At 69.9% G+C, this 24,598-nt stretch carries 23 protein-coding genes; 8 read left to right on the forward strand and 15 right to left on the reverse strand.

Annotation, left to right across the window (positions count from 1 at the left end):
* Window positions 1-94: 94 nt before the first annotated feature.
* The 3 genes from J5X86_RS13715 to J5X86_RS51960 all read left to right on the forward strand — a co-directional run bounded on the left by J5X86_RS13715 (window position 95) and on the right by J5X86_RS51960 (window position 3,870).
* Window positions 95-1,864: a class I mannose-6-phosphate isomerase gene (locus tag J5X86_RS13715; RefSeq protein WP_208517051.1), complete on the forward strand. Its 1,770-nt coding sequence runs from the start codon at window positions 95-97 to the stop codon at window positions 1,862-1,864.
* Window positions 1,861-2,883: a LacI family DNA-binding transcriptional regulator gene (locus tag J5X86_RS13720; RefSeq protein ID WP_208517052.1), complete on the forward strand. Its 1,023-nt coding sequence runs from the start codon at window positions 1,861-1,863 to the stop codon at window positions 2,881-2,883. The genes J5X86_RS13715 and J5X86_RS13720 overlap by 4 nt, the downstream gene beginning before the upstream one ends.
* 87 nt (window positions 2,884-2,970) lie before the next feature.
* Window positions 2,971-3,870: an ROK family protein gene (locus tag J5X86_RS51960; protein ID WP_208517053.1), complete on the forward strand. Its 900-nt coding sequence runs from the start codon at window positions 2,971-2,973 to the stop codon at window positions 3,868-3,870.
* Window positions 3,871-4,136: 266 nt separating this feature from the next.
* Here the strand turns inward: J5X86_RS51960 and J5X86_RS13730 are convergent, their stop codons facing one another.
* From J5X86_RS13730 to J5X86_RS13740, 3 genes are read right to left on the reverse strand one after another with little or no spacing between them, the layout of a single operon-like run.
* Complete coding sequence (locus J5X86_RS13730; RefSeq protein WP_208517054.1) at window positions 4,137-4,802, reverse strand: hypothetical protein; 666 nt, start codon at window positions 4,800-4,802, stop codon at window positions 4,137-4,139.
* Between the two features lie 49 nt (window positions 4,803-4,851).
* On the reverse strand, window positions 4,852-5,766 hold the full coding sequence (locus J5X86_RS13735) for a hypothetical protein (RefSeq protein WP_208517055.1): 915 nt from the start codon (window positions 5,764-5,766) through the stop codon (window positions 4,852-4,854).
* Window positions 5,763-7,520 carry a hypothetical protein gene (locus J5X86_RS13740; protein WP_308124547.1) on the reverse strand — a complete coding sequence of 586 codons (1,758 nt, stop codon included), beginning with the start codon at window positions 7,518-7,520 and terminating at the stop codon, window positions 5,763-5,765. Before J5X86_RS13740 ends, J5X86_RS13735 begins: the two co-directional genes overlap by 4 nt.
* 85 nt (window positions 7,521-7,605) lie before the next feature.
* Here J5X86_RS13740 and J5X86_RS13745 point away from each other — a divergent pair, with 85 nt between their 5' ends.
* A complete protein-coding gene (locus J5X86_RS13745; protein ID WP_208517056.1) occupies window positions 7,606-8,334 on the forward strand; it encodes an NUDIX domain-containing protein in 729 nt (242 codons plus the stop codon).
* Window positions 8,335-8,768: 434 nt separating this feature from the next.
* On the opposite strand, the gene J5X86_RS13750 is transcribed toward J5X86_RS13745, so the two are convergent.
* Window positions 8,769-8,921 (reverse strand): hypothetical protein, encoded by a 153-nt coding sequence (locus tag J5X86_RS13750; protein ID WP_208517057.1) that lies wholly within the window; start codon window positions 8,919-8,921, stop codon window positions 8,769-8,771.
* A 111-nt stretch (window positions 8,922-9,032) separates the two neighbouring features.
* On the reverse strand, window positions 9,033-9,638 hold the full coding sequence (locus J5X86_RS13755) for a TetR/AcrR family transcriptional regulator (RefSeq protein WP_208517058.1): 606 nt from the start codon (window positions 9,636-9,638) through the stop codon (window positions 9,033-9,035).
* A 182-nt stretch (window positions 9,639-9,820) separates the two neighbouring features.
* Between J5X86_RS13755 and J5X86_RS13760 the strand changes: the two genes are divergently transcribed.
* Complete coding sequence (locus J5X86_RS13760) at window positions 9,821-10,213, forward strand: ester cyclase (RefSeq protein ID WP_208517059.1); 393 nt, start codon at window positions 9,821-9,823, stop codon at window positions 10,211-10,213.
* A gap of 158 nt (window positions 10,214-10,371) precedes the next feature.
* Complete coding sequence (locus J5X86_RS13765) at window positions 10,372-10,701, forward strand: hypothetical protein (protein WP_208517060.1); 330 nt, start codon at window positions 10,372-10,374, stop codon at window positions 10,699-10,701.
* A 491-nt stretch (window positions 10,702-11,192) separates the two neighbouring features.
* On the opposite strand, the gene J5X86_RS13770 is transcribed toward J5X86_RS13765, so the two are convergent.
* A complete protein-coding gene (locus J5X86_RS13770; protein WP_208517061.1) occupies window positions 11,193-12,338 on the reverse strand; it encodes a serine hydrolase in 1,146 nt (381 codons plus the stop codon).
* A 335-nt stretch (window positions 12,339-12,673) separates the two neighbouring features.
* Between J5X86_RS13770 and J5X86_RS13775 the strand changes: the two genes are divergently transcribed.
* A complete protein-coding gene (locus tag J5X86_RS13775; protein WP_243980338.1) occupies window positions 12,674-12,832 on the forward strand; it encodes a hypothetical protein in 159 nt (52 codons plus the stop codon).
* Here the strand turns inward: J5X86_RS13775 and J5X86_RS13780 are convergent.
* Window positions 12,829-14,454, reverse strand: a complete 1,626-nt coding sequence (locus tag J5X86_RS13780; RefSeq protein WP_208517062.1) for an IS200/IS605 family accessory protein TnpB-related protein — start codon at window positions 14,452-14,454, stop codon at window positions 12,829-12,831. The genes J5X86_RS13775 and J5X86_RS13780 overlap by 4 nt on opposite strands.
* Window positions 14,447-15,022: an IS607 family transposase gene (locus tag J5X86_RS13785; RefSeq protein ID WP_208517063.1), complete on the reverse strand. Its 576-nt coding sequence runs from the start codon at window positions 15,020-15,022 to the stop codon at window positions 14,447-14,449. Before J5X86_RS13785 ends, J5X86_RS13780 begins: the two co-directional genes overlap by 8 nt.
* Here J5X86_RS13785 and J5X86_RS13790 point away from each other — a divergent pair.
* Complete coding sequence (locus tag J5X86_RS13790; protein ID WP_243980340.1) at window positions 14,984-15,814, forward strand: TIGR03619 family F420-dependent LLM class oxidoreductase; 831 nt, start codon at window positions 14,984-14,986, stop codon at window positions 15,812-15,814. The genes J5X86_RS13785 and J5X86_RS13790 overlap by 39 nt on opposite strands.
* A 28-nt stretch (window positions 15,815-15,842) precedes the next feature.
* Here J5X86_RS13790 and J5X86_RS13795 read toward each other — a convergent pair whose 3' ends face one another.
* From J5X86_RS13795 to J5X86_RS13825, 7 genes are all read right to left on the reverse strand, one after another.
* Window positions 15,843-16,736 (reverse strand): NAD-dependent protein deacetylase, encoded by an 894-nt coding sequence (locus J5X86_RS13795; protein ID WP_208517064.1) that lies wholly within the window; start codon window positions 16,734-16,736, stop codon window positions 15,843-15,845.
* 120 nt (window positions 16,737-16,856) lie between these two features.
* Complete coding sequence (locus J5X86_RS13800) at window positions 16,857-17,600, reverse strand: hypothetical protein (protein WP_308124549.1); 744 nt, start codon at window positions 17,598-17,600, stop codon at window positions 16,857-16,859.
* Between the two features lie 316 nt (window positions 17,601-17,916).
* Window positions 17,917-20,139 (reverse strand): M20/M25/M40 family metallo-hydrolase, encoded by a 2,223-nt coding sequence (locus tag J5X86_RS13805; RefSeq protein ID WP_208517066.1) that lies wholly within the window; start codon window positions 20,137-20,139, stop codon window positions 17,917-17,919.
* Entirely contained in the window at window positions 20,136-21,008 is an 873-nt protein-coding gene (locus J5X86_RS13810; protein ID WP_208517067.1) for an SDR family NAD(P)-dependent oxidoreductase, read from the reverse strand. Before J5X86_RS13810 ends, J5X86_RS13805 begins: the two co-directional genes overlap by 4 nt.
* Complete coding sequence (locus J5X86_RS13815) at window positions 21,008-22,336, reverse strand: MFS transporter (RefSeq protein WP_208517068.1); 1,329 nt, start codon at window positions 22,334-22,336, stop codon at window positions 21,008-21,010. The genes J5X86_RS13810 and J5X86_RS13815 overlap by 1 nt, the downstream gene beginning before the upstream one ends.
* Window positions 22,333-23,289: a polysaccharide deacetylase gene (locus J5X86_RS13820; protein WP_208517069.1), complete on the reverse strand. Its 957-nt coding sequence runs from the start codon at window positions 23,287-23,289 to the stop codon at window positions 22,333-22,335. The genes J5X86_RS13815 and J5X86_RS13820 overlap by 4 nt, the downstream gene beginning before the upstream one ends.
* 101 nt (window positions 23,290-23,390) lie before the next feature.
* Window positions 23,391-24,398 (reverse strand): Lrp/AsnC family transcriptional regulator, encoded by a 1,008-nt coding sequence (locus J5X86_RS13825; RefSeq protein WP_208517070.1) that lies wholly within the window; start codon window positions 24,396-24,398, stop codon window positions 23,391-23,393.
* Between the last annotated feature and the right edge of the window lie 200 nt (window positions 24,399-24,598).

A 24,598-nucleotide genomic window follows, 5' to 3' on the forward strand; every position in this document is an offset into this window, starting at 1 on the left:
CGGAATCACCGACCTGGTAAGTTATCGGTAACGTACAGGCGTGCAGGTGGTTTGGAAAGACGCGCGTTAACGTATCTCTCACGGGATTGGTGACATGGGCGAGGGTCCGCAGGTCAAGACGAAGGCACCGCAGTACGATCCGACACCGTGCTATCCCGTCCTCGCCGACGCGGTCGCCGTCGGCTGGGCCGACGCGGCCGGGACGCTCCCGAAGGGGACCCGGGTCCTCGCCGTGGACGGCCCCGCCGTACTGGACTGGGCCGCCGTCGCCGCCGGGCTGCGCGCGGCGTTCGATGATCGGCGCACCCCGGTGGAGTTCGCGGACGTCCGCACGGCGGTGCGCGACTGGGAGACGGTACGGCGGCTCACGGACTCCGAAGAGCTGCGGGGCGACCCCGACTTCGCGAGGCTGGCCGGCGGCGACCTCTCCGACCTGATGGACCCGCAGGCCCTGGCGGCGCTCGCCGACCCGGGAGTGGACGGCGCGGGTGAGTCCGACCTGGGCGAGGGCGGCGCGCTGCGCGTCCTGCTCGGGCCCGGCGCCGCGCTCGCGGACGCCGACGTCCTGTGGTGGGCCGACCTGCCGAAGCGGTACGCGGAGGCGGCGGTCAAGCACGGCCGGGGCCGCAACCTCGCGGCGCCCGAGGACGAGCCGCCGACCCTGCGGCGGCTGCTCTACATCGACTGGCCGCTGCTCGACCGCCATCGCGACCACATGGTGGGGCGGATCGACCGCTGGATCGACGTTACCGATACCGTCGACCCGACGTCGATCGGCGGGCAGGCGCTGCGCGAGACCTGCCGGTCGCTCGCCGCCCGCCCCTTCCGTACCCGGCCGACCTTCAACTCGACGCCATGGGGCGGACACTGGGGACAGGAGACGCTCGGTCACAACCCGGACGCGGAGAACACCGCCCTCGGCTACGAGCTGATCGCGCCGGAGAGCGGCGTCCTGCTCGGCGACGACGCCTCCAGGTGTGTGGAGGTGCCGTTCCAGCTCGTCGTCGCGCTCTCCCCGGTGGATGTGCTCGGCCCCGCCGTGCACGAGATGTTCGGCACGTCGTTCCCCGTGCGCTTCGACTACCTCGACACCGTCGGCGGCGGCAACCTCTCCGTCCACTGCCATCCCAGGCCCGACGACATGCGCGACGTCTTCGGCTGGCCGTACACCCAGCACGAGACCTACTACCTGATGCGCGCCGGGGACCACAGCAAGGTCTTCCTCGGACTGCGCGAGGGCGCCGACGTCGAGGCGTTCCACCACAGCGCCCACGCCGCCGACGCACACGGCACACCGTTCGACATCGAGCGGTACGTGCAGGTGTTTCCCGCCGAGGCCGGGCAGCTCTACCTGGTCCCGGCCGGCACGCCGCACGGCAGCGGCGAGGGCAACGTCGTCCTCGAAGTCAGCGCCACCCCCTACCTGTACTCCCTGCGGTTCTACGACTGGCTGCGGCGGGACGCGGCGGACCGGCAGCGTGCCGTCCACGTGGAGCACGCCTTCCGCAATCTCGACCCGGCGCGGTCGGGCGAAGCGGTCGCCCGCGAACTGGTCCAGCCGCCCCGGCCGCTGTCCGCCGGCGACGGCTGGACGGAGGAATTGCTCGGCGCGCTACCGGCGATGTTCTTCCAGGTGCACCGGATCGCCGTCGAGCCGGGCCGCACCGCCGAGCAGGAGACCGACGGCCGCTTCCACGTGCTGACCGTGGCCGACGGGCAGGGCGCGGTCATCACCACCGCCGCCGGGCACCGGCACTCCGTACACTATGCCGAGACCATCGCAGTCCCGGCGTCCGTCACCTCCTACCGCGTGCACAATCAGGGGCCGGACCCGGTCCGTCTGGTGAAGGCACAGGTGGTATGAGCGCACACTCGGGTTCCGAACCGGCCCTCACCATGCGGGACGTGGCCGCGCGGCTCGGCGTCAGCCCGATGACCGTCTCCCGCGCGCTGCGCGGTCAGCGCGGCATCGGCGAGGCCACCCGCCAGCGGGTGCTCGCCGAGGTGGAGGCTCTCGGCTACCGCCCCAACAAGCGTGCCCGGGAACTGCGTTCGGGCGGTCCGAACGAGCTCATCGGCCTGGTTGTGACCAACCTGGCGAACCCGTTCTACTCCCAACTCGCCGTGGGCCTCGAGCAGATCTGTGTGGGCTACGGCGCACGGGTCATGCTCGGCAGCACCGGGGAGGACCCGGCCGCCGAACGCGAGGTGGTGGCCGACCTGGTGGACCGCGGCGTGGACGGCCTGGTCGTCGTCCCGGCCGGGCATGACCACAGCCACCTCGACGGGACACGGCTGCGCGACCTCCCGGTGGTGCTCGCCGCCAGCCCGCCGATGGGCATCGACGTGGACTGCGTCCTCGTCGACGACTTCGGCGGCACCCGGGACGCCTGCCGCCGACTCGTCGCCCGCGGCCACCGGCGCATCGGCTTCCTCGGTCTGCCGCCGTCGCTGTGGACGGGCTCCGAGCGCTTCCGGGGCTATGCGGTGGCGCTGGAGGAGGCGGGCATCGCGCTCGACGAGCGGTACGTTAGCCGGCACCGGAGCGACAGCGCGCTCGCGGAGAAGGCGGCGCGCGCCATGCTCGCCCTGCCGGACCCGCCGACCGCGCTGCTGACCGCCAACAACCGGAACACGGTCGGCGCGCTGCGCGCCCTGCGGGACCGCGCGCGGGACCAGGAGCCGGTCGCCCTCGCGGGCTTCGACGACATCGAACTCGCCGACATGCTGCACCTGCCGCTCACCGTCGTCTCCTACGACCCGGTCGAAATCGGCCGGGCCGCGGCGACGCTGCTCTTCGAGCGCCAGGCGAGCACCGCCCCGCAGCCGTCGCGGCGCGTGACGATCGCGACCACACTTGTCGACCATCCGGCGCCGCGGTAGGCGCCGATGACGGTTTCCGGAGGTCCCGTGCCGCCCAGCGATATGCCGTCCAGCGTCGTGCCGCCTCCTGCCGTGCCGCCTCCCCTCGTGCCCGTCCTCGAAGTGGGCGGTTCCCATGTCACCGCGGCGGCCGTCGACCTCGACCGGGCCCGGATCGCCGACGGCACCAGGCGCCGCCTGCCGCTGGCGCCCGGCATCGGCCCCGAGGACTTCCTCGCCGCGCTCGCCGAGACCGCGGGCGGGATGCTCTCGGCGACCGCCCTCGGCGCGCGTGCGGTCCGCGACACCTGGGGCATCGCGGTCCCGGGGCCGTTCGACTACGCGCGCGGCATCGCCCGCTACCACGGCGTCGGCAAGTTCGCCTCGCTGGACGGCCTCGCCGTCGGCGAGCTCCTGACACCCCGGCTGAACCCGCGCCCGGCCGGGCTGCGGTTCCTCAACGACGCCTCCGCCTTCGCGCTCGGCGCCCGGCACACGGCGCACACCGGGAGCGGGCGCCTCGTGGCGGTCACGCTCGGCACGGGGATCGGCTCCGCGTTCCTGGACCGGGGGACGATCGTCGAGGACGACCCGCGCGTGCCGCCCGAGGGCCGCGTCGACCTGCTCACCGTGGACGGCCGTCCGCTGGAGGACACGGTCTCCACCCGGGCGATGACCGCCCGCTACACGGACCGCACCGGCCGTCCCGTCGACGGGCTGCGGGAGCTGACGGCCCTCGCCGCCGACGACATCACCGCCCGCGACGTCATCACCTCGGCCCTGCGCGCCCTCGGCGACGCCCTCGCCCCGTGGCTGACCGCCTTCGAGGCCGACACGGTGGTCTTCGGCGGCTCCATCACGGCCGCATGGCCACTGATAGGCCCGCCCCTTTACGCCGGCCTGACCCACCACGACCCGCGGCTCGCACGACTCGCCCTGTCGGTACGCGACGACGGCGAGGACCAGGCCCTGCTGGGTGCGGCGGTGTTCGCGGCGCGCGATGCGTAGCCCGTACCCGCCGGGCTGGGCACCGCGAACGCCGCAGCGGCTGTGCGAGACGCCGTCGGGCCCGATCAGGCGTCGCATGGCCTCCCGGCAGGACACCAGACTCTGTACGTCCGCAGCCGCGTAGAGGTTCACGTGCCCGGAGAGACGGACAAGTCGACGGTTGAGGACTCCTGACCTGCCGGGAATGCGTGCGACCTTGAGCGCGGCGAAGAAGGGCTCGATTCGGGCCCCGGGCTTGTGGAGTTTGGGTACTTGCTGGGGTGACGTCAGAGCTGGGGCGCCGGAAGCGCGGGTGAGCTATCCGTCCAGGCTGCGTCGAACTGCTGCAAGGCGATGGAGTACAGGAGTCCGGGCGCCCGGGCGTACAGGCACGGGGAGTTCCTGCCGTGAGCGGAGTTGCTGTAGAAGGTGAGGTAGGCAACCCGGTCCGTTGCGATCACGCGGCAGGTGTTGGGCAGGTTGAAGCTGCGAAGCGCGAAGTTGGGTTGTGTGCGGGCCACATGGGTCAAGTAGTTCATGTTCGTCCTGACCTGGCTCCTGAGCAGCTCCGGCGTGAAGCCGGGATCGAATCGGCACACGTCGCGCGAGCGCCGGTCAAGCCAGGAGTCGTCTCGGGTGCCAGGGTCGGGCAGCAGGACCTGGACGGACTCCGGGGACAGCTCACCCGACCACAGAGGAGAGAAGACCTCACGGGTGAGCACATTGCCACGTCCTGCCAGGACCTTGATCCAGCGAGCTCTGCTGAGGTCGCGTGCGATGTGCTGCTCGGCGGACGACTGATGACGGTATACGCGGCCGAGCCCCGTGCCGGTGCACCAGGAACAGGCGGCGACCAGCCACCACAGTGGGCGCGAGCCGCGTAGGAGGCTGAGCACGAGCACGATCGCACTGGCTGCCAGAGAGCTGAGCACTCCGAACAGAAAAGCAGTCATGCGAGCCATCTCCCTTTGTCTGGGTGATCTCGATTGGCTGGCTTCGCGGTCAGCAGAGATAGGGCAGGAGCCGCCGTAGGATGTGCGCGGCGTTCCGGGCCGCGAGTTCGTGATATCCGTAACCCTTTTCCTCATCGGCGTTGTCGGACACGCCACGGATGACGATCCAGCCGGGGTTGATTCCGCCGTGGACGGAGTTCTCCTGCCAGTACTGGCTCAGCCCTCCGGCCTCCATGTCCACTGCCAGAACCTTCTCGTGATAGTTCGTGAGATAGCTGCGAATGTCGCTCTCCCGGTCGGCGATGACGGCTTCGCCGGACCCGATCACTCCCGGGTAGACCTCGAACTCCTCCGAGGCGTGCGTAGAGAGCTGACCGTGTAGGCATGCTGGGGTTCCGTGATCGGCGAAAAAGGCGTTCACCGCGTGGACGACCGGTGCCGGCGCCTGTCGGTGCTCTCCACGGTGGCGGATGTCCCCACGTGGATTGATCTTGCGATTCTCGTAGTAGACGATGTCGGTGGAGACGATGACGTTGCCGATGCGGGCGTGCTTGTCGTGGATGCCGCCGCCCACGCCGACCAGGGCCCACAGCCGTGGTTCGTAATGGCGACGCAGGTTTTCCAGGGCAGCCATCGCTGACCGTTGTCCCTGGCTCTGGCTCTGGGTGGCCACGATGCGAACGGTCGCTTCCGGAGTGCTGTGTTTGCCCTGGTAGAAGTACAGTCCGCCAGGCGCCTTGTGGCGCTCCAGTTTCAACTCGTCCACCACGGAGCGCAGCTCCTCACTGAGGATCGTGACCACTCCGACGTCCCACCCGGCGGTCTGTTCGTCGGCCGCCCCGGTGGCGGGGGTGCTGGTGTCGTGGGAGGGGGCGGTCACGGAGACATGGGCGTGCTCTCCGACAGCGTTGTTGCTGAAGTTGTTGTTGTCGCCGTGGCTGGCAATGCCTCGATTGGTGATCACTGACTTCCTCCACCGCTAGGGTTGTTGGGGCCTGCTGGCTGGTTTGCGGGAGCGCCGACCTGAGCTGCATTGCCCACGGCGTTGTTGCTGAAGTTGTTGTTGTCGCCGAAGTTGAAGATGCCGCTGTTGATGATTTTGAGTGCGCGATCGTTGAAATCGGATATGTCCACTCCCCTGGCGTGCAGAAAGTCGCCAGCGGCGTGAAGTAGTCGCTGCTCAATCGTCTTCATCCGGCCCAGGATGTCGCTCTTCTCCAGCTGGATCTTGGACCATGTCTGGGCTGACCTTTCCCGTATGCTTACCCGACTGCCGATCAGGACGTTGCGGATCGGTGTGGAGGTGAGGTCACGGGGGAGTATGGCTGCCTTGCCCAAGGCGTAGAGGTACCGGACGATACGCCATGAGCGCTGGACCTCCGAAGGCAGTGTGGCCAGTTCGCGAAATGCGGCCCAGATGACGGCCGCCGCACCGTGGTGGCCGAATTCCTCAGTGCGCTGGAAGGATCTCGGCGTATGGGCGAGGACGCACGCTGCCGTGGAGATGCTCAACGTGCGGCCCTGAAGGCTGACATGCAACAGGACGGTCGCGACGAACTCCGACCCCTCCGCGGGCATGGTGACTTCAAGGAAGTGGTGCTGTTTGGATCCGGGTGTGTTGATGACGATGCGCAGGTTGGCGTCGTCGAACTCCTGCGGAAGGAGAGAACGGTCCATCGCCACATCGGTTTCAGCCACGTAGACGCGGTCGCGGACCTGGGCGTGAAGCCGGACGTCCTGACCATCGGTGTCCAGCAGCTGGACCGCCTCGCGGAGGTACTCGACCAGTTCGTGTGCCTGAAAGGGTGGTACGGGGTGCTCACGTTCATGGAGCGGCGCTTCGTCGTCACCGGGTCCGTCACCGGGTCGCAGCAACTGGATGCTCATCGGTGGGTTCCACTGGTAAACGAGTTCGCCCGCCCCGATGAACGGTGACTCGTCCCCGAAGAGCGTGAACATGGTGAGGTCGTCCTCGTCCTCGTCCTCGCCGTGACGGGGGCGGCGGTATACGGCACAGACATGTCGCTGCTGTACGTCCGCCGCCCGTTGCCGACCCGATAGGCGTGACGGTCGAAGAGTTGACGCATGCAGGATGTGATTCAGCATCAGCTGACGTGCGGCTCCGACACCGAGGCACATGAGCGTGATCCCCGCGGCTATGCGGAGGGCCGTCGTGGCGTCGTCCGGATGGAGAAGCGCGATGGCCAGGCCGGCCAGCGTCAAGGAGAGAGCGGCGTTACCGATGCGCCTGAGCGCGCGTGCCTTCTCCGAGTACCTCCGGGGGAAGAGCAGCCTGAGGAGGTGCCGATGGCCTCGTGTCGACCCCAGGCCGCGCCGTTTGGACTTCCGTCTGGGCCGCGGCTCCCGTTCGACGCCCCGGAGCAGCATGGTGAGACGGAGCAGCCATAAGAGGGCGAGGCCGCAGGTGACAAGGACGGTGGCGGGCAGGGCGCCCGAAAAGGCCGGGGTGACCACCGCCCCCACCACTGTCACGCGCAGGAGAGCGCTCAGCGCGGCGGCCCGCCACGCGTGGTGCATGACGGGCACGATGTCGAATCCGTAGGACGGGGCCACCCGTCGGTACGGCGTGGTGCACACTTCGTCGATCACGAGGTCGCGAAATCGTTCGTCCACGTACACGCCAGCGCATAAGTGGCGGGTGGCAGCGGTGGGTTCACCGGCCGCTTCCTTGGCCAGTGGCGCATGGGAAGTGATCACGCTCTGTCCCTGCCTCGTAGGCTTATGGTGCATGAGACCATAAGTCTCGACGACTTTTAAGTCAATGTGACCTTTAGGGGTTCTGGTGGATGACTGGCTGAAAGACTCCACTGAGGTGGAGGCATCGTGGGTGACCGTGGACCTGGCGATCTTCACCGTCAGAGGCGATCAGCTGATGGTGCTCCTGATCGAGCGTGGGGTGGAGCCCTTCCTCGGTCGGCCCGCGCTGCCCGGCGGCTACGTCCAGAAGAGCGAGACCTTGCGCGAGGGGGCGTTGCGTGAACTCTGGGAGGAGGCCGGGATCGACGGCAGTCGGCTGCATCTGGAACAGCTCGGTGCCTACGGAGATCCTCGACGTGATCCGAGAGGAAGGGTGGTCACGATCGCTTATCTCGCGCTGGGTCCAGAACTTCCCACCCCTGTGGGCGGTACCGATGCCAAGTGCGCCTACTGGGCTCCCGTGTCACAGCTAACAAATGGGGCGGGGGTGCAGGAGTTGGCGTTTGACCATTCGATCATCCTCGCGGACGCCTTGGAGGAGATCCGCAGAAAGCTCGAGTACACCGCGGTCGCCACGGCCTTCTGTGGAGAGTCGTTCACCCTGAGCGAGCTGCGCACCGTCTACGAAGTGATCTGGGGGCAGTATCTGGACCCGAGCAACTTCCGCCGCAAAGTGCTCAACACCGTGGGTTTCGTGCAGCCCACGGGGGAGCGGCGGCTGCCCCCCACCGGGCGCCCGGCCGGCCTCTACCGCCGAGGGAATGCATGGCTGCTCAGTCCGCCTCTGCTCCGCGGCACCGGGCACCCCGCCTAGCCCGCCTCGGATGTCGACCGATGCGCGAGAAGGGGTCCGGTCAGGCTCGCCTCAATGAACTCTCCGAGCAGGTCCAGCGATATCCGATAGGGCGGAAGTGCTTCCAGGCCGCCAAGGGGCAGGTCGGTCTACGACTGTCAGGTGCGTCACTGGACCTGCTGGCATCGGCATATCGCGTTTGACCGTTCCAGGGATCCGCCACTCGCTCGCCGCCACCTTCGCCCCCGTCTGTCCGGCCGCCCTGCCGCGCTGCTCACACCGGCGCAGGCGCCACCGGCAGTGGCCCGAGGTGGCCACTGCCGGCGGCGTCTCGACGACCAGGCCCGCACGTGGATCGCGGACCGGACCGGAGTATCAGAGGGCGGAATGCGAGTCTCTGTCTGATTCGTCTTTGAGTCGGGATCAGGTGTGCTGATCAGCGGCATGCCAAGAGATCACTGGTGGTGCAGGGTGAACAAACCGGGCTCGGGCTCGATGGTCAGCCCGTGACCGACCAGGCGCTTGAGTGCCGCTTGTTCAACCTGATCGGCAAAGACGATGAGGTCGTTGACCTTGGACTCTACTGGTCCGCCCTCCGTCGCGGCCATCAAGCCGACGCACGCAGACACCACTTCAAGCGGCGCCTGCGCCTCCAGATCATTCAGACCTAGCTATGTAGTGCTAGCCGGAACGCCCCGTGCGCGTCCGCCGCCCGCCCGCTACGGCAGCCAGCGCTCCAGTGCCATGTCGGCGATGTCCTGGAGTTCGTCGCGGCCGAGGCCGCCGGCGGCCTGGACGGCGATGCCGAACGTCACCGTCATGACATATCGGGCGAGCTGTCGGGGGTCGGCGTCGCGCGGAAGATCGCCCTCGTCGACGGCCCGCTGGAAGCGCTCCTCAAGGCGTAGACCCGAATCGTTCCGCCACTCGACCAGCATGTCGTGCGCGGGCCGACCCGCATCGCTCGACGCCAGCGCGCCCTGCACGACCAGGCATCCCGCAGGGCCTCCGGGACGCGTCGTGGTCCGAACCGCTCCGCGGAGAATCGCCTCGGCCACGCCTCGCGCGGTCGGCTCCTCCAGGGCGCGCGTCCCGTAGTCGGCCGGACCCTCGGTGTAGCGCTCCAGAGCTTTGCGGAACAGCTCCTCTTTGTTGCCGAAGGCCGCGTACAGGCTTGGCTTCGTGATGCCCATGGCCTTGGTCAGATCGGTGAGGCTGACCCCCTCGTATCCCCGTTCCCAGAACACCTGCATGGCGCGCTCGAGCGCCTCGTCGATATCGAATTCTCGAGGCCGACCCATGACGACGCTCCGCGAACCAGCCATGTGTGCAGCGTACTCCCGAGTGGTGACCCGCACGACTTCTATACCGATCGGAATAGAAAGCTTGTACTCTCAGTTCCTACCCACGACGGCAGTCACCACGGCGAGTTGGTGGAAGGGCGTCGTCGCAGGTCGATCATCGTCCGAATACACGCCCCGCGGTTCGGGGCGGCAGAGAGGTCAGCATGTCCGAGAAGGAAGTACGCGAAGTCTTCGAGCGTTACATCGAGGCGCTCAACGCCCATGAGTTCGACCGGATGACCGAGTTCATTCATGACGAGCTCACCGAGAACGGCCGGCCGGTCACGCGGGACGACGTCATCGCGGAGCTGAAGGGGCACGGCGACGCGGTGCCGGACTTCACCTGGCGGGTACGGGACGTAGCCATCGACGGTGACCGCGTCGCAGCCCGTCTGTTCAACAAGGGCACCCCCGCGAAGGAGTGGTTCGGCGTCGCTCCGACCGGCGAAACGATCGAGTACGCCGAGTACTCCTTCCACAAGGTGCGTGACGGACGCTTCTACGAGATGAACTACCTCATCGACGCCCAGGCCGTACAGCGACAACTCGGCATCTGACCTCCGGAAGCGACCCTCGCCTGCAGCTGAAGCCACCGCACCTCCGAGAGCCCGGCCACCGGCCGGGCTCTCGTTGTGTGTCGACCATGTCGCGACTCGGATGTCTCCTGTGTCCCCGGAGGGATATCGCCTACAGGCGGAAGCCGCCGGTGGCGTCGATGAGTTGGCCCGGTGCGGGCCGCAAACGCGGGATCGCCATCGACATCATGGGCCTGATCATCGCGGTGGTAGTGACGGCCGTGAGCGGGTACGACAACCAGGTCGGCACCGCGCTGCTGACCAAAATCGCTGCGCGGACCGCCACGGTCGAGAAGGCCCTGGTGGACCAGGGATTCAAGACCACCGTGGTCGAGCACGGCGCAGGTCTGGGCATCGATGTCTACGAGTCGAATCCGGCATCCTCCGAATCACGCGTGTACTGGGTCATAACCGCCGTCATGGCACGCAGGCTGACGGGCGCGGCGGCCCCGACCTGGCGCGGAGCATAGAAGGGCACGGTGATGGCGAGATCGACTCTGGAGAAGATCACCGAACGCGAGCAGCCCGTAGCAGCCGAGGCCGAGACGGCGCGCACCCCGATCGAGCAGCCCAACGGACGCGTGCGCGAGATGGAGGCCGAGCTGGCCGACTCGCCACCGCCCGCAAAGTCGTCCTCGCCCTCGATCAGAACGCGGACGAGCACACACGCACGAGGGGCCTGCCCGAGAACCCCGTCCACCAGCACATCCTCGCGGTCCTCGCCGACGCCGGTAAACCGCGGCGCGCCCGCGACCTGTGCACGGCGCTGGACCTCGGCATGGAGCCGAAGAACATCGAGGGCATGCGCTCAAACTCAAGCGCCTGGTCGGCCACGGGCTGACCATCGAGCCCGAGCCCGGTTTGTTCACCCTGTACCACTAGTGATCTCTTGGCATGCCGCTGATCAGCACACCTGATCCCGACTCAAAGACGAATCAACAGAGACTCGCATTCCGCCCTCTCAGGGGCGGGTCCGGCACAGTTCCTGGTCCACGAGTGTGCTCATGGCCTGCTGGGTGTCGTCGCCTCCGTCGCTGGTGACGTACACCACGGCGGTCCGGGTGCCGTCGCGGGTGACGCCACCCCAGGTGTGATAGCCGAGCAGTTCGCCCGGGTGGCCGAAGTAGCTGCCGCCACAGGACAACGGGATCTCGCCCAGACCGAGTCCGTACCTGACGCCCAGCTCGGGCGCGGGCTTGGTGGTCGTCATCTCGTCGAGCTGTGCCGGAGCCAGCAGACGGCCGCCGAGCAGTGCGGTGTAGAACCGGTTCAGGTCGTGCGTGGTGCTGATGATCGAGCCGGAGCCGGCGGCCATGCTCGGATTGAGCGCCGTGACGTCGATGCTGGTGTGGGTGCCGAACGCGGCGTAGCTGTGGGCGTGCGGGCCCGGGATGGACGGGGAGGCGCCCGGCGTACTGGTGTCCCTCAGGCCCAGCGGGCGGATGATCCGGTCGTTCACCTCCTGTGCCCAGCTCCGGCCGGTGACCTCGTGGATGATCATCGCGGCGAGAACGTAGTTGGTGTTGGAGTACGACCAGTCGTCGCCCGGCGGGAAGTTGGGCCGGTGCTTCATTGCCAGCCCCACCAACTCCTCGGGGGTGTAGCTGCGGAACCGCTCGGCCCGATAGCCCTCCGCGCTGTTCAACGCGGGTATCTCCGGCAGGACGTCATGGATGCCGCTGGTGTGCTGCAGCAGCTGCCGCACGGTGATCCGGCTGCCGTCGTTGTCGTTGCCCTGGACCACTCCGGGTAACCACTGCTCGACGGTGTCCTCCAGGGATATGCGGCCCTCGCCGACGAGTTGCAGCACGACGGTGGCGGTGAAGGTCTTGGTGGCGCTGCCGATCCGGAAACCGCCGTTGCGTGGCATCGGCCTCCCGGTGCCCACCTTGGCCGTCCCGGCGCGCGCGCTGTCACGTCTGTCCGGTGACGTCACTTCGGCGAGCACACCGACGGCCCCGGTGTCGTGGACCGCGTCCACCCGCTGTTGGAGCGGATCGGCCTGCCGCGGCTTCGCCGCCGCCGGTCCGGTCGAGGCGGCGAGGAGGACCGCGGCCAGGCCGGTCAGGACGAGTTGGCCCCGCCGGCGCCTTCCCGGCACATGCATGGTGAGCCCCTTTCTGTTCGGGTTGCCCGCGCGTTCGGGGACCGCTCAGGCTGTGGCCCGCGGCTGTTTCGCCCCCGGAGCCGGTGGTCTGCGACCATCCCACCAGCGGAGAGGGGATCGGCCCATCCGGTCGTCCCCCTGACATGCCGATGTGCTGCCCTCAGGGCAGTGGCTGGGGTTACCCCCCCGTAGACATGCTCAAGGCTGCCCCCAGACGGCATCGAGGAAAGCCTTCGCTCGTCCGGATGACATGCCTCGCCGCGCGCGGGCGCCGCGTGCCACGTCACCCGGGTGCGTCCGCGCCTCGTGCTTAAGGTGACGCCCGGAGGTGGAGCATGCGAGTGGGGTTGCACGCGCTCGGTATCGGTGACGGCGCCCGTCCCGAGGTGATCCGTGCGGTGGCCGCAGCCGCCGAGACGCACGGCTTCGCGAGGCTCTGGTGCGGCGAGCACGTGGTGCTCGTGGACGCGCCCGCCTCTCGCTACCGTTCCTAATCAGTGAGCAGGAGTGAGTCTTGGACCCAAACCTGCATATCTGGCGCATCCCGAACGGTTGTGGATGCACTGGTCGCCCGCGTTCGCTCCGCGTCCGGCGGCATGCATCCTGTGCGTGGTCCGGGAATGCGGGGGCGGGGTTCCTCACGCCCCCGGGTGCCGTGCCCGGCCTGGGCGGTCCGATGCCCACGACGATCGCTCTGGTCGTCGTGGGGCGGTGCCGTCCGTCGCCGGATACGGTGCCCGAGGGCGCGTCGTCCGATCGCCACGGCAGCGCTGTCGTGGCGGGTGGTCTTGCGAGTCTTCGAGGTGAGGGGCTTCTGCCAGTGCTCGGCACCCCAGCGGGAGGTGTACGCCGGATCGACGGCCACGACGGTGATGCCGAGTTCGGCGGCCATACTGACGAGCCGGGCGCGGAGCCTGGCGACGGGCATGCCGGAGATGAGCTTGCGGAACCGCTTGCGGCGGCCGTGCTTCTCCCGGGTTTTCTCGGCGGTGAAGTCGAGGTCTTCGACCGCGATGGACAGGTTGCGCCGTGCGGCCCAGTGCAGGAGCCGGGTGAGGGCGTGCCGTACCTGGGCGTCCCGGTGGTTCGCGCTGCCGGACAGGTCGTAGAAGAAGCAGCGCGGCCGGCCCACCGGGTTTCCGTGCTCGTCCAGCCGCCACGCGGCCAGGTGGTCGGTGTTGGTGTCCACGCCGATCAGACCACCGGTGCGGGCTTGGGCCAGGGGCACGGTCAGAGCCGGCGGGGTCGTCCAGGACGCGGTGACATACCAGCGGCCCCGGGGCACGTCGTGGTGGATGCGGTAGGCCACCGCCCGGTTCGCGCCGACGCGGTCGGCCCACTCATCGCCCCGGTGCCGGAAGACCACACGGGAGGCCAGGACATACCGGCCGTGGTTGCTGTTGGCCAGATACGCCAGCGGCGCGGGCAGCTTGATGCTGACCTCGCCGTCCGGCGTGACGCGGATCGTCTCGTTACCGAACCGCTTGCCCGACTCCCCCTCGGCGGCGAGGAACCAGCGTTCGGCCTCCCAGCGTCGGCGCCACTGCTCGGCGGTGAGCTGCGCTTTAACCAGGTTGTGGCGGGTGTTGAGCAGTCGTCTGCCGCCTCGTGTTACCCGGACACGCCCGGCCTCACGGTCGGCCCGCTCAGTGGTCAGCCGGTCCTGAAGCACGTGCAGGCGCCGTGTCTTGGCGAACCGCTCCTGTGCGCTGCGGTAGCCGCCCGGAGCCCGCTTGGTGCCCTTCTGCCCGACCGGCAGTGACAGCCGGTGTGCGATCGTCCTGATGCCCGCTTCCAGCCCGTGGATGTGAGCAAGCTGAGCGCGGCGGGCCAGCGCCCACTGATCATGGCTGGCCTTCGTGATCGACCCGGCCCACCGCGACGACGACTCCTGCGTCAGGGCCCGCTTCCGCTGGGCCCACGTGTCCGTGGAGTGCTCCAGCCCGTCAGCGCACCTGCGCCCCAGGTCTTTCGAGGCGAGGGAACCGAGGTGCGCGCCGACCAAGCGCAGCACCTTGTCATCCTCGCTGGTGAGGCGCCCCAGGCTGGTGCGGATCGCAACACCGCACGGCCCGGGAGCAACAAACGGCGGATCGATCGAACGGAGGTCAGCCATGTTCGGCGGCCTCAAGGGCCTTGCGGGCCCGGTTCTTCGCCGACCGGCGCCCGTACAGGCGGGCACAGAAAGAGGTCAGCACCTCCACCATGTCCCGTACCAGGTCGTCCTCGACCTCGCCGTCGTCCAGCACGATCAGGCGGCGCCCGGCAGCGGACAGGGTGGCCTCAACCAGCTCGACGTTCATGCGACCGAGGCGGTCCTTGTGCTCCACCACCACCGCCTGCACGGCCGGATCGGCAAGCAGCCGCCTGGCCTTGGAACGAGCACCGTTCATGCCGGAGGCGATCTCTGACTCCACCCGCACTACCCGGTGGCCCGCAGTGGCAGCCCACCGGGCCAGCCGGGCGACCTGACGCTTCAGATCGCCCTTCTGATCGTGCGAGGAGACGCGGGCATACAGACCCAGCCCGCCGACTGCCTCGGGCGCGGCATTGGCCCCCACGTTCACAAGGATCGTGCGCGGGCCGACCCGCTCAGCCGGCACCGGCAGCGTCCCTTCACGGAACCAGCGATACGCGGTCTGCGGATGTACACCCTGCTTCTTCGCCCATTCCGTGAGATTCACGCCCTGACAACGACACTCACTTATGCATGGTTACGCTCACTTACCCGACTTCGAGGGCCAGCAGTTGAAGACCCCTACTCCGCGGACGGCCGGATCGCCGTGCCCGCGGACGCGGACTGGCTGGACCCGCTGCTCGCCCTGACCTTCGCGGCGGCGGTCACCAGCGGCATCGAGCTCGCCACCGGCGTACTCCTGCTGCCTGAGCACAACCCGGTCCTGGTCGCCAAGCAGGCCGCCACACTCGATGTGCTCTCCGCCGGGCGGTTCAGTCTCGGGGCCGGGGTCGGCTGGTCGGCCGAGGAATTCGCGGCGCTCGGAGTCCCGTTCGCGGGACGCGGGCGGCGCGCCGAGGAGTACCTTGCCGCGATGCGCGCTCTGTGGGCGGCCGATCCGGCCTCCTACGCGGGGGAGTTCACCCGCTTCGACGCGATCCGGGTCAACCCGAAGCCGCTGCGTGGCGGTCGGCTCCCGGTCGTGGTCGGCGGCAACAGCGACGCCGCCTTGCGCCGGGCGGTCACGCTCGCCGACGGCTGGTACGGCTTCAACGTCCCGGTGGCCGACGTCGCGGCGCGTATCGCCGTTCTCGCCGACGAGTGCGCCCGCCACGGTCGCGCTTTTGACGAGCTCACGGTCGCCGTCGCGCTGAGCGACGGCACCCCGGAGCACCTCCCCGCACTCGGCGCGGCGGGCGTCACCGAACTGGTCGTCGTCGGCGCTCCTCCGCCCGCTCCCGACGCGGCGGCCACCTGGGTCGCGGAACTCGCCCGGACCTGGATTCGCCCGGCGGAATAGCCAGGGCCGCAAAGGTGCCGGATCCGCGTCAGGTCTGTGCCGGCCCTGGGACGCCCAGTCGGTCGGCCACGGCGGTGAGGGCTGTTCCCAGCGGGAGGGCGACCCGGATGACGGCGTGCTGGTCGCCCCGGGTCGGGGCCAGGTTGACGATCAGCACCGGCTTCCCGGCCTTGGCCGCCTGGCGGACGAACCGGAGCCCGGACATCACCGTCAGTGAAGATCCCAGGACCAGCAGTGACGTGGCTTCGCGGACCAGCTCCCGGCAGTGCTCGACCCGCCGCGGCGGAACGGCTTCGCCGAAGAACACCACGTCCGGTTTGAGGATGCCGCCGCAGACCGTACAGGGCACCACGCGGAAGTCCCCGACCTGCTCGTCCGTGAGGTCGGCGTCACCGTCCGGGTTGATTCCGGCGGCCACCGGCGCGAAGCCCACATTGGCCTCCTCCAGCCGCCGGGCCAGCTCGCGGCGCGGGCTGCTGGCGCCGCAGCCGAGGCAGACGACCCGGTCCAGGCTTCCGTGGAGTTCCACGACGCCCTCGCTGCCGGCGGCCTGGTGGAGGCCGTCGACGTTCTGGGTGATCACACCCGAGAGCAGGCCGTGCCGCGCGAAAGTGGCCACGGCCTGGTGCCCGAGGTTGGGACGGGCGCGGCCGAAGGTGCGCCAGCCGAGGTGGCTGCGGGCCCAGTACCGGCGCCGGGCCTGGGCGCCGCCGGTGAAGTCCTGGTAGGTCATCGGGGTATGCCGGCTCAGGCTCCCGCCCTCGCCCCGGTAGTCGGGGATGCCCGACTCCGTGGAGATGCCCGCCCCGCTGAGCACCAGCACCCCGCCGGTGCTCAGTGCGTCGGCGACCGGCTCCAGGTCCGTGGTGCCCGGCGGCAGGTCCTCGACGGGGGTCCAGCTCAAAGTGGGGCGCATGCGCATGCCGCCAGGGTACGGAACAGGCTGCTACCACCCACGTCCGCCGTCGATTCCCGAGCAACGCGGCGGAGCGCCTGGTGGCCCACGGTACGACCGCCGCGATACCGGAAATGGTGGGGTGCCTCAGCCGCGTATGGTCACGCCGTGGCGCGTGCGCAGTCGGCGCAGCTCCCACAGGGAGAGCCCGGTCACCGAGAGCGGACCGCCGAACAGGGAGCAGAATTGAACCCACAGCGGCCCGCCCGGCATACCGCTCCCGGTCACGTTGAAGACGGCGGTCACCCAGACGATCACCATGGTGATCACGGCCGGCAGCGCGGCGTGCACATAGGCGGTGTTGAAGGCGGAGCGCGCGACGTAGGCCGAGGCCAGGAAGAAGAACGGCAGCAGCCACACCACGAACCAGAGCGCCGGGACGGCGGCCACGAACAGCCATACCCCGTGCAGCCCGTGCAGCAGCGTGGTGCCCAAGATCAGGTAAATCGAGCCGGCGAGGACGGCCACGGTCAGGACGTACCAGCCGACGGTCTTGAACGGGACGCTGAGCCGGGTGCGCAGCAACCGCCGCCGCTCCGCGGGCGCGTAGCGGATGAAGAGGGCGATCACCACCGGTCCGGCGATGATCAGCAGGACCGGGGTCAGGATGAGTTGGGCGACGCTCTCGTTGGCCTTGCCCTCCAGGCCGTCGTCCGACCCGTACACGTAGTAGAGCGCGATCGTCGCGAGGACGCCGATCGCCGTGCGGGTGATCTGGACGCGGTTGACCACGGGATCGTGCACGCGCCCGCCGCCGTCCTGGTCGAACAGTCGGCGCGCGGCCCGGTGCACCGAGCGGGCCAAGGGGACGATCAAGAAGAGGAAGGGCACCCGCCGGTACCCCCGCCGACCCCTGGGCGCGGGCCGGTAGGGCCCGGGCGGCGGGGGTGGGGGCCCATAGGGGTTCGGTGGCGGCGGCCCGTACGGATCCGGTGTCGGCGGCGGCCCGTGCGGACCGGGTGCCGGCGGCGGCCCCCAGTGATTGCCTCCCTGCCCGGGGCCGTTCGGCAGACCCCATCCCCCCGTTGCCATCGCGATTCCTCCTCGCCCCTGCGGCCCATGCGTTCGACCGCTCATTTTTCGCCAGTGGCCGGGGAATTGTAAGGCACGCGGTTGAAGTCCTGCCGGGTCGCGCGGGGCAGGGGGTTCATTCCCTTGCCAGCGCCGCCAGCACGGTGGCGGCCAGCGCCGCACGGGTGACCATGCCCGGCACCGAGGTGTTCTCCGAGCGGGCGTGTGCGCCCGAGCCCACCGCGCCGATACCGTCCAGGACCGGTGTGCCCTGGGCCACGACGAAGTTGCCGTCGCTGGCTCCGCCGACCGACGCCTCGGGCAGGTCGTGTCCGAGCAGCGCGGCGCACCGGCGTGCCAGCTCGGCGAGGGCGGCGACGCCCTCCGTGCGTTCGAACACCGGGCGGTTCCAGCCTCCGGTGACCTCCACGCGGGTCCGTGGGTCGACGGGACGCACCGCGGCGAGGGCGTCTCCGAGGCGTTTTTGTTCGGCGGCGGTGGCGACGCGGACGTCGATGCGGCCGACGGCGTGCCCCGCCGTGACGTTGCTGCGGGTGCCTCCCTCCACCACCCCCACGTTCAGCGAGGTGCCCGCGTCCGGGGCGCGCAGGTCCGTCAGACGCAGGATCTGGTGAGCGAGTTCGTCCACGGCGCTGGCTCCGGCGGTGGGGTCCAGACCGGCGTGGGCCTCGACGCCGGTGACCGTGACGGTGAAGAGTCCGACGCCCTTGCGGGCTGTCTTGATCGCGCCGTCGGCGGCGGCCTCGAAGACCATGGCGAGCCGGCTGTCCCGTGCCTCGTCGACGATGGCGTCACGGGAGGCGAGACTGCCGGTCTCCTCGTCGCCGTTGAGCATCAAGGTGCAGGCCGGGCGGGGCAGATCGAGGGAGTCCAGGGCGCGCAGTGCCCACACCGCTTGGACGAGGCCGGCCTTCATGTCGAAGACGCCGGGGCCGCTGATGTGGTCGCCGTCCCGCCGGAAGGGCCAGGTGTCGAGGGTGCCGGTCGGCCAGACGGTGTCGTAGTGCCCGAGGAGAAGGACGGGGCGGTGGTCCTGGGTGGTGGTGTCCCGGGCGGCGTAGCGGCGGACGAGGATGTCTCCGGCCTCCTCGCGCGCGAGGGTCTCCTCGGCGTCCGGTGCGCCGAGGCGCCGGTCGAGCCAGTCGCGCAGCCAGCCGAGGGAGCTGTCCAGGGCGTTCAGGTCGTCGCTGGCGCTGCCCTGGGAGGTGTAGGCGGCGAGGTCGGCGACCATGTCCTCCCGGTGGGCGTCGAGCCACTGCCGCACCGCTTCGGCCTGTTCCGAGTCGAGCGGGAGCGAGGGTGCGGGGGCCTGAGCGAGGTGGTCCAGTTCGTCCAGCCGTGACTCCGACATGTCCTGCGCGGCACCTTCCAGTTGGCGCAGGCCGGTCACGACCGTGTGCAGCAGGGTGGTCGGCAGACCTTCGCGCGCCGCGTGGTGGAAGACCTCGGTGTAGTGCGTGGGGGCTTCCACGGGCCGGTGGCGCACCGCGAGGTCGCGCCAGATACCGCTGCGGTCCTTCGTCTGGGTGCGCAGCCATGCGGTGAGACGGTCGAAGGCGGCGTTTTGCGCGGCTGGGTCCGTCCCTTGCCGGAAGGGGTGCGGCTCGAAGGCGTCGAACGCTTCCAGGGTGATGCCGAGGCGGTCGGATACGGCGAAGATCTCGCCGGTGAGCGTGGCCATGGCGGGACGGTGCCGGTCGATGAGGTCGGCCATGGGGGCGTCCGCGAGGGCGGTGGCGGCGAGCATGGCGCCGAACCCGGCCTTGGCCCACAGGTATCCCTCGACGTTGTCGCTGGCCACGGCCGGGCCCCAGCTCTGCAGATGGGCCACCAGGTCCCGGACCCTCGGGCTGACCGGCGCGCCGTCGGGCTCGCCGATGACGAGGGCTCCGGCGCCGCCGTCCAGGATGACGCCCGGTTCGATGACGTCGGCGAAGATGTTCACGAAGGCCGCTACGGTGCGGGCGGCCCCCAGACGCTCGGCGATCAGGGACTCGTTGAAGCCGTTCTGCAGGGAGACGACGTAGCCGTCCGGGGCCAGGCGGGGCGCGATCCAGTCCAGCGCGGTGCCGGTGGCCTGCGCCTTCACGGCCAGCAGTACGCGAGTGAGGGTACCGGTGAACTCGTCCGGGGTCGTGGCGGTGACCGGCACGCTCTCGCGGGTGCCGCCGCGGGCGACGACGAGTCCGCGGGTGCGGATGGCGTCCACGTGGGCGCGGTCGGTGTCCACGACGGTGACCGGGTGGCCGGCCCGGGCGAGGGCGAAGGCGAGGGTGCCGCCGATCGCTCCCGCGCCGACGACGGTGTATCCGGGCCTGACCGGCTGGGCGTCGTTCATCGGGTTGTTTGTCCTTCTTCCGTGGTCGTGGTCGCGGTGGTCGCGGTGGTCGTGGTCGTGGTCGCGGCGGTCGCGGTCGTCGGCACCGGGGCGGGCGCAGTGGCGCGGGTGTCGTCGGGCTGCCAGATCCGGGGCAGGTGCAGGGCGCCCGTGCTGGATCCGCCGTCCACCCGCAACACCTCGCCGGTGATCCAGGTGGCGTCGGGGCCGGTGAGCCAGCGCACCGCCCGGGCGATGTCCTGTGGCGTTCCCGGGCGGCCCAGTGGGTTGGCGCCGATGGCCTCGGCGTACTGGGCGGAGACGGGGTTGCAGTCGCTGTCCACCGGGATGAAACCGGGGCTGACCGCGTTGACGCGGATGCCGTGCGTGCCCAGTTCCAGCGCGGCGGCGCGGGTGGCCATCTCCAGGGCGGCCTTCGAGCTCGCGTACGGGCCTCCGCCGGGGCGGGCGCGCAGCGCGGAGCCGGAGGAGATGTTGACGACCGCACCGGGCCGTCCATGGCGGATGGCGAGCCGGGCGAAGGCGGCGGTGGCCAGGACCGGGGCGCGCAGGTTGACGGCGAACAGCCGGTCCCAGGCCATCGCGTCCACGTCGGCCATGTCGAGGGAGGGGTAGACGCCCGCCGCGTTGACGAGGATGTCGATGGGGCCGTGTTCTGCCCAGGCCGCCTCGACGACGGCGGTGGGCACGTCGGGGTCGGTCAGGTCCGCGGCCCGTGGTGCGGTACGGGTTCCGACCCGTGCCCCGGTCCGCTGGAGCGCGGCGAGGTCGTGGTCGACGAGGGTGAGGAACGCGCCCTGGGCGGCGAACTCCTCGGCGATCGCCCCGCCGATGCCGCCCGCGGCGCCGGTGACGAGGACGTGGGTCATCAGCTGAACTCCTTGTCCTTGGTCTCCGGCATCGTGAGGTAGACCACGAGGGAGATCAGTGAGGCCGCCGATACGTAGATCCACAGCAGGTCGCTGTGGCCGCTCTCGTGCATCCACGTCGTCAGATAGGGCGCGGTGCCGCCGAAGAGCGCGACGGCCAGGGCGTACGGCAGGGCGATACCGGTGGCGCGCACCTCCGGTGGGAACTGCTCGGCCATGATGACGGCGCAGTTGGCGGAGTAGCCGAGGATCAGCAGCATGCCGACGAGCTGGACCAGGAACAGGCTGAGGAAACTGTTGCTCAGCAGATGCAGCAGGGGCCAGGCCAGGACGACGAAGCCGCCCGCGAACCCCGCCATGGTCGGCTTGCGTCCCAGCCGGTCCGAGACCACGCCCACGAACGGCAACGCGATGACGAAGACGACCAGACACAGCGTCTGGGACAGCAGCGCGGTCTTCAGCGGGATGCCGGTGGTCAGATTCGCGTACGTGGGAAGGTAGTTGACCCAGATGTAGTAGGTGAGGGTGCCCGCCACCGTGATACCGGCGACGCGCAGGGCGGCCCCGGGGTGCTCCACGAACATGGCCTTGACGGGATTGGTGCGGGTGCGGCCGGAGCCCTGGACCTGGGCGAAGGAGTCGGTGTCCGCCACCGAGACCCGCAGCCACAGGCCGACCAGTCCGAGCAGGCCACCGAGGATGAACGCCACACGCCAGCCCCAGGAGTGCAGGGCGTCCTCGCTCAGTGCCGAGGTGGCGAGTGTGCCCAGGAGGGAGGCGACGAGCACCCCGCCGGCGACCGACACCTGCTGCCAGGACCCGGCGAACGCGCGCCTGCCACGGGCCGCCGATTCGACGAGGAACGCGGAGGACGAGCCGAACTCGCCACCGGCGGAGAAGCCCTGCACCAGCCGGGCGACCAGCAGGAGCAGCGGCGAGGCGATGCCGATGGTCTCGTAGGAGGGGGTGATCGCGATGACGAAGCCGGCGGCGGCCATCAGGCCGACCGTGAGGGTCATGCCCTTCTTGCGCCCGTGGCGGTCGGCGTAGGCGCCGAGGACGGCGGCACCGACCGGGCGCATCACGAACCCGACGGCGAAGACGGCGAGCGTGGACAGCAGGGCCACCGCGCCGTCGCTCTTCGGGAAGAACTCATCGGCGATGATCTTGGCGAAGATGGAGTACAGGGCCCAGTCGACCCATTCGACGGTGTTGCCGATGGTCCCGGCGACGATGGCCTTGCGCTGGGCGCCGCTCAGCCGGGGCGTGGCGGGGACGGCCCCGTCCTGGCGCAGGGGGCCGGTGGGCGTGGCGGATCCGGTGTTCATGGTGTGTGCTCCGGAGTGTCGGCGGCGGAGCCGGCTGTGGTCCGGCCGTGCAGCACGTCGCGGGCCGTGCCGGCGAGCTCGGCGTGCGTGGCGTACCAGACGCCGGGGTGAGCGGCGATGTGGTCGAGAAGCTCCCGCAGCGCCACCAGACGCGAGCGGTGACCGATGACATGCGGGTGCAGGGTGAGCTGGAAGACCCCGCCGTCCCGGTAGGCGGCGTCGAACTCGTCGGTCCAGATCTCCCGTACGTCGCGCGGACGGCTGTGCGGGCGGGCGGAGCCGTAGCGGTCCATCGTGAAGTACGGGGCGTCGTCCCGGATCCAGTCGACGGGGATCTCCACCAGGCCGGTGGGCCGGCCGTCGGCGACGATCTCGTACGGCTCGTCGTCGGCCATGAGCGAAGAGTCGTAGGCGAAGCCCAGCTCGAGCACGATGTCGAGGGTCGAGTCCGAGAAGTCCCAGGACGGGGTGCGGATGCCGACCGGGCGCCGGCCGGTCAGCGTGGTGAGGGTGTCCAGGGCACGCGCCGTGAGGTCCCGCTCGTCGTCGCGGCCCAGCAGCATGTTGCGCTCGTGGATCCAGCCGTGGACGGCCAGCTCGTGCCCGTCACGGGTGTAGGCGCGGGCCTCCTCGGGGTGGACGAGGGCGGAGACGGCCGGCATGAAGAAGGTCGCGGGGACGCCGTAGCGGGCGAGGAGGTCCAGGATCCGCGGGGCCCCGGCGCGGGCTCCGTACTCACCCTGGGCGAGCAGGCCGGGGCTGGTCCCGCCGTCGCGCAGCGGGATCGTCTCGTGGTCGGCGTCGAAGGAGAGGGCGACCGCGACGCGGGCACCGCCGGGCCAGCGGTCCGGGACCAGCCGCCGCCCGGCGCGGACCGCGTCGACGTGGCCGCGCCAGGTGGGCTCGGGCCAGCGCCAGCTCTCCGAGGGCAGGCCGAGGTCGTCTGTGGGCATGGTGATCTCCACAAGGATCGGGGCGGAACAGGGCGGATGAGTGCGGATGAGGGTATGGCCGGGCCGCGACCGGGCGGTGTGCCCGGCGGCCGGCCGGGGACTCAGACGGTGCGGACCATCCGGTGCCAGGAGTACTTCAGGGTGGCGAGGTGCAACGTCACATCGGAGGCGATCAGCCCGGGCAGCGCCCCGATGACCTCACTGGTGTAGCGGAGCAGATCGGTGCGACGGGGCAGAACCATGTGTCCGACGAGGTTGAAACGCCCGGTCGCCGCGCCCAGGAACTTGGTTCCCGGATGCCGCGCGAGCTGCCGCCCCGCCGCTTCGAGCCGGTCGGGCTCGATCGACAGCCACACCATGAACTCCGCGTCGTACCCGAGCAGGGCCGGTTCGACCAGAGTCCGGAACTGCAGGATGCCGCGGGAGATGAGCCGGTCCATGGCCCGTGCGATACCGGCCTCGGTGTGGCCCAGGCGCCGGGCCAGGGCGCTGACCTGGGCCCGGCCGTCCTCCTTGAGAGCCGCCACGACCTCCTGCTCCAGACCGGTCAGCGCTTTTGGCGCCCCGTCCCAGTCGTCGCGGTCGCAGGAGGACGCGAGAGAAGCGGGCCGCAGGTCCGCGGCCGCCTCGGCGGGCAGCAGCCCGGTGTCCCACATCGACGCTGAGGTGAACGCACGGATGACGGCGACCGCCTCGGTGCTGGTGATCAGGTCGGCCCCGGGCAGGTCGGTGAAGAGCATCCGCATCATCTCCTCGTTGTCACGGGCAACGAAATCGACGATGAGATCGGCGGCGCCGGTGACGACGGCCAGGAAGCGCACGTCCGGGCTGACGGCGAGCTGGTCCGCGAGGTCCAGCCCGCGACCGGGCCTGGCCTGCACCCGGACGAGCATGGACGAGCCCTCCCGGGTGCGGTCCAGCTCCAGCGTGCCGACGACCCGCAGCACTCCCCGCTCGCGCAGGGCCTTGTAGCGCCGCTGGGCGGTCGTCTCGCTGGTACCCACCCAACGGGCCACCGCGCACCACGGGGCACGACCGTTGAGCTGGAGCGCCGCGATCACGCAACGGTCCAGGTCATCAATGGTGTCCACGAGGGCTCGGTGGGTCATGGGGCGGACGCTAATGAGCGCTTTTCCACTCGTCAATGATGGAATCCTGCATCGCTCCTGGTCACAGCCGGGCGATCCGGCACCCCGCACATCACGAAGGCGTAACACCCGCAGATCTGGCGTGCATGAACGGACGAGGCGCGGCGTGACGGATTACGTCACGCGGATATCCAAAAAAGTTCACTCTCGCCCCGGCCGCG

The organism is Streptomyces sp. NEAU-YJ-81 (assembly GCF_017592595.1).
GTDB classification, from domain to species: domain Bacteria; phylum Actinomycetota; class Actinomycetes; order Streptomycetales; family Streptomycetaceae; genus Streptomyces; species Streptomyces hygroscopicus_B.

Bases quoted from the DNA above. Each gene is read 5' to 3' on its own strand.
- J5X86_RS13715 (WP_208517051.1), top strand. From the start codon at position 95: ATGGGCGAGGGTCCGCAGGTCAAGACGAAGGCACCGCAGTACGATCCG.
- J5X86_RS13720 (WP_208517052.1), top strand. From the start codon at position 1,861: ATGAGCGCACACTCGGGTTCCGAACCGGCCCTCACCATGCGGGACGTG.
- J5X86_RS13730 (WP_208517054.1), bottom strand. From the start codon at position 4,802: ATGACTGCTTTTCTGTTCGGAGTGCTCAGCTCTCTGGCAGCCAGTGCG.
- J5X86_RS13750 (WP_208517057.1), bottom strand. From the start codon at position 8,921: ATGGCCGCGACGGAGGGCGGACCAGTAGAGTCCAAGGTCAACGACCTC.
- J5X86_RS13755 (WP_208517058.1), bottom strand. From the start codon at position 9,638: ATGGCTGGTTCGCGGAGCGTCGTCATGGGTCGGCCTCGAGAATTCGAT.
- J5X86_RS13760 (WP_208517059.1), top strand. From the start codon at position 9,821: ATGTCCGAGAAGGAAGTACGCGAAGTCTTCGAGCGTTACATCGAGGCG.
- J5X86_RS13765 (WP_208517060.1), top strand. From the start codon at position 10,372: ATGAGTTGGCCCGGTGCGGGCCGCAAACGCGGGATCGCCATCGACATC.
- J5X86_RS13770 (WP_208517061.1), bottom strand. From the start codon at position 12,338: ATGCATGTGCCGGGAAGGCGCCGGCGGGGCCAACTCGTCCTGACCGGC.
- J5X86_RS13775 (WP_243980338.1), top strand. From the start codon at position 12,674: ATGCGAGTGGGGTTGCACGCGCTCGGTATCGGTGACGGCGCCCGTCCC.
- J5X86_RS13780 (WP_208517062.1), bottom strand. From the start codon at position 14,454: ATGGCTGACCTCCGTTCGATCGATCCGCCGTTTGTTGCTCCCGGGCCG.
- J5X86_RS13790 (WP_243980340.1), top strand. From the start codon at position 14,984: ATGTACACCCTGCTTCTTCGCCCATTCCGTGAGATTCACGCCCTGACA.
- J5X86_RS13795 (WP_208517064.1), bottom strand. From the start codon at position 16,736: ATGCGCATGCGCCCCACTTTGAGCTGGACCCCCGTCGAGGACCTGCCG.
- J5X86_RS13805 (WP_208517066.1), bottom strand. From the start codon at position 20,139: ATGAACGACGCCCAGCCGGTCAGGCCCGGATACACCGTCGTCGGCGCG.
- J5X86_RS13810 (WP_208517067.1), bottom strand. From the start codon at position 21,008: ATGACCCACGTCCTCGTCACCGGCGCCGCGGGCGGCATCGGCGGGGCG.
- J5X86_RS13815 (WP_208517068.1), bottom strand. From the start codon at position 22,336: ATGAACACCGGATCCGCCACGCCCACCGGCCCCCTGCGCCAGGACGGG.
- J5X86_RS13820 (WP_208517069.1), bottom strand. From the start codon at position 23,289: ATGCCCACAGACGACCTCGGCCTGCCCTCGGAGAGCTGGCGCTGGCCC.
- J5X86_RS13825 (WP_208517070.1), bottom strand. From the start codon at position 24,398: ATGACCCACCGAGCCCTCGTGGACACCATTGATGACCTGGACCGTTGC.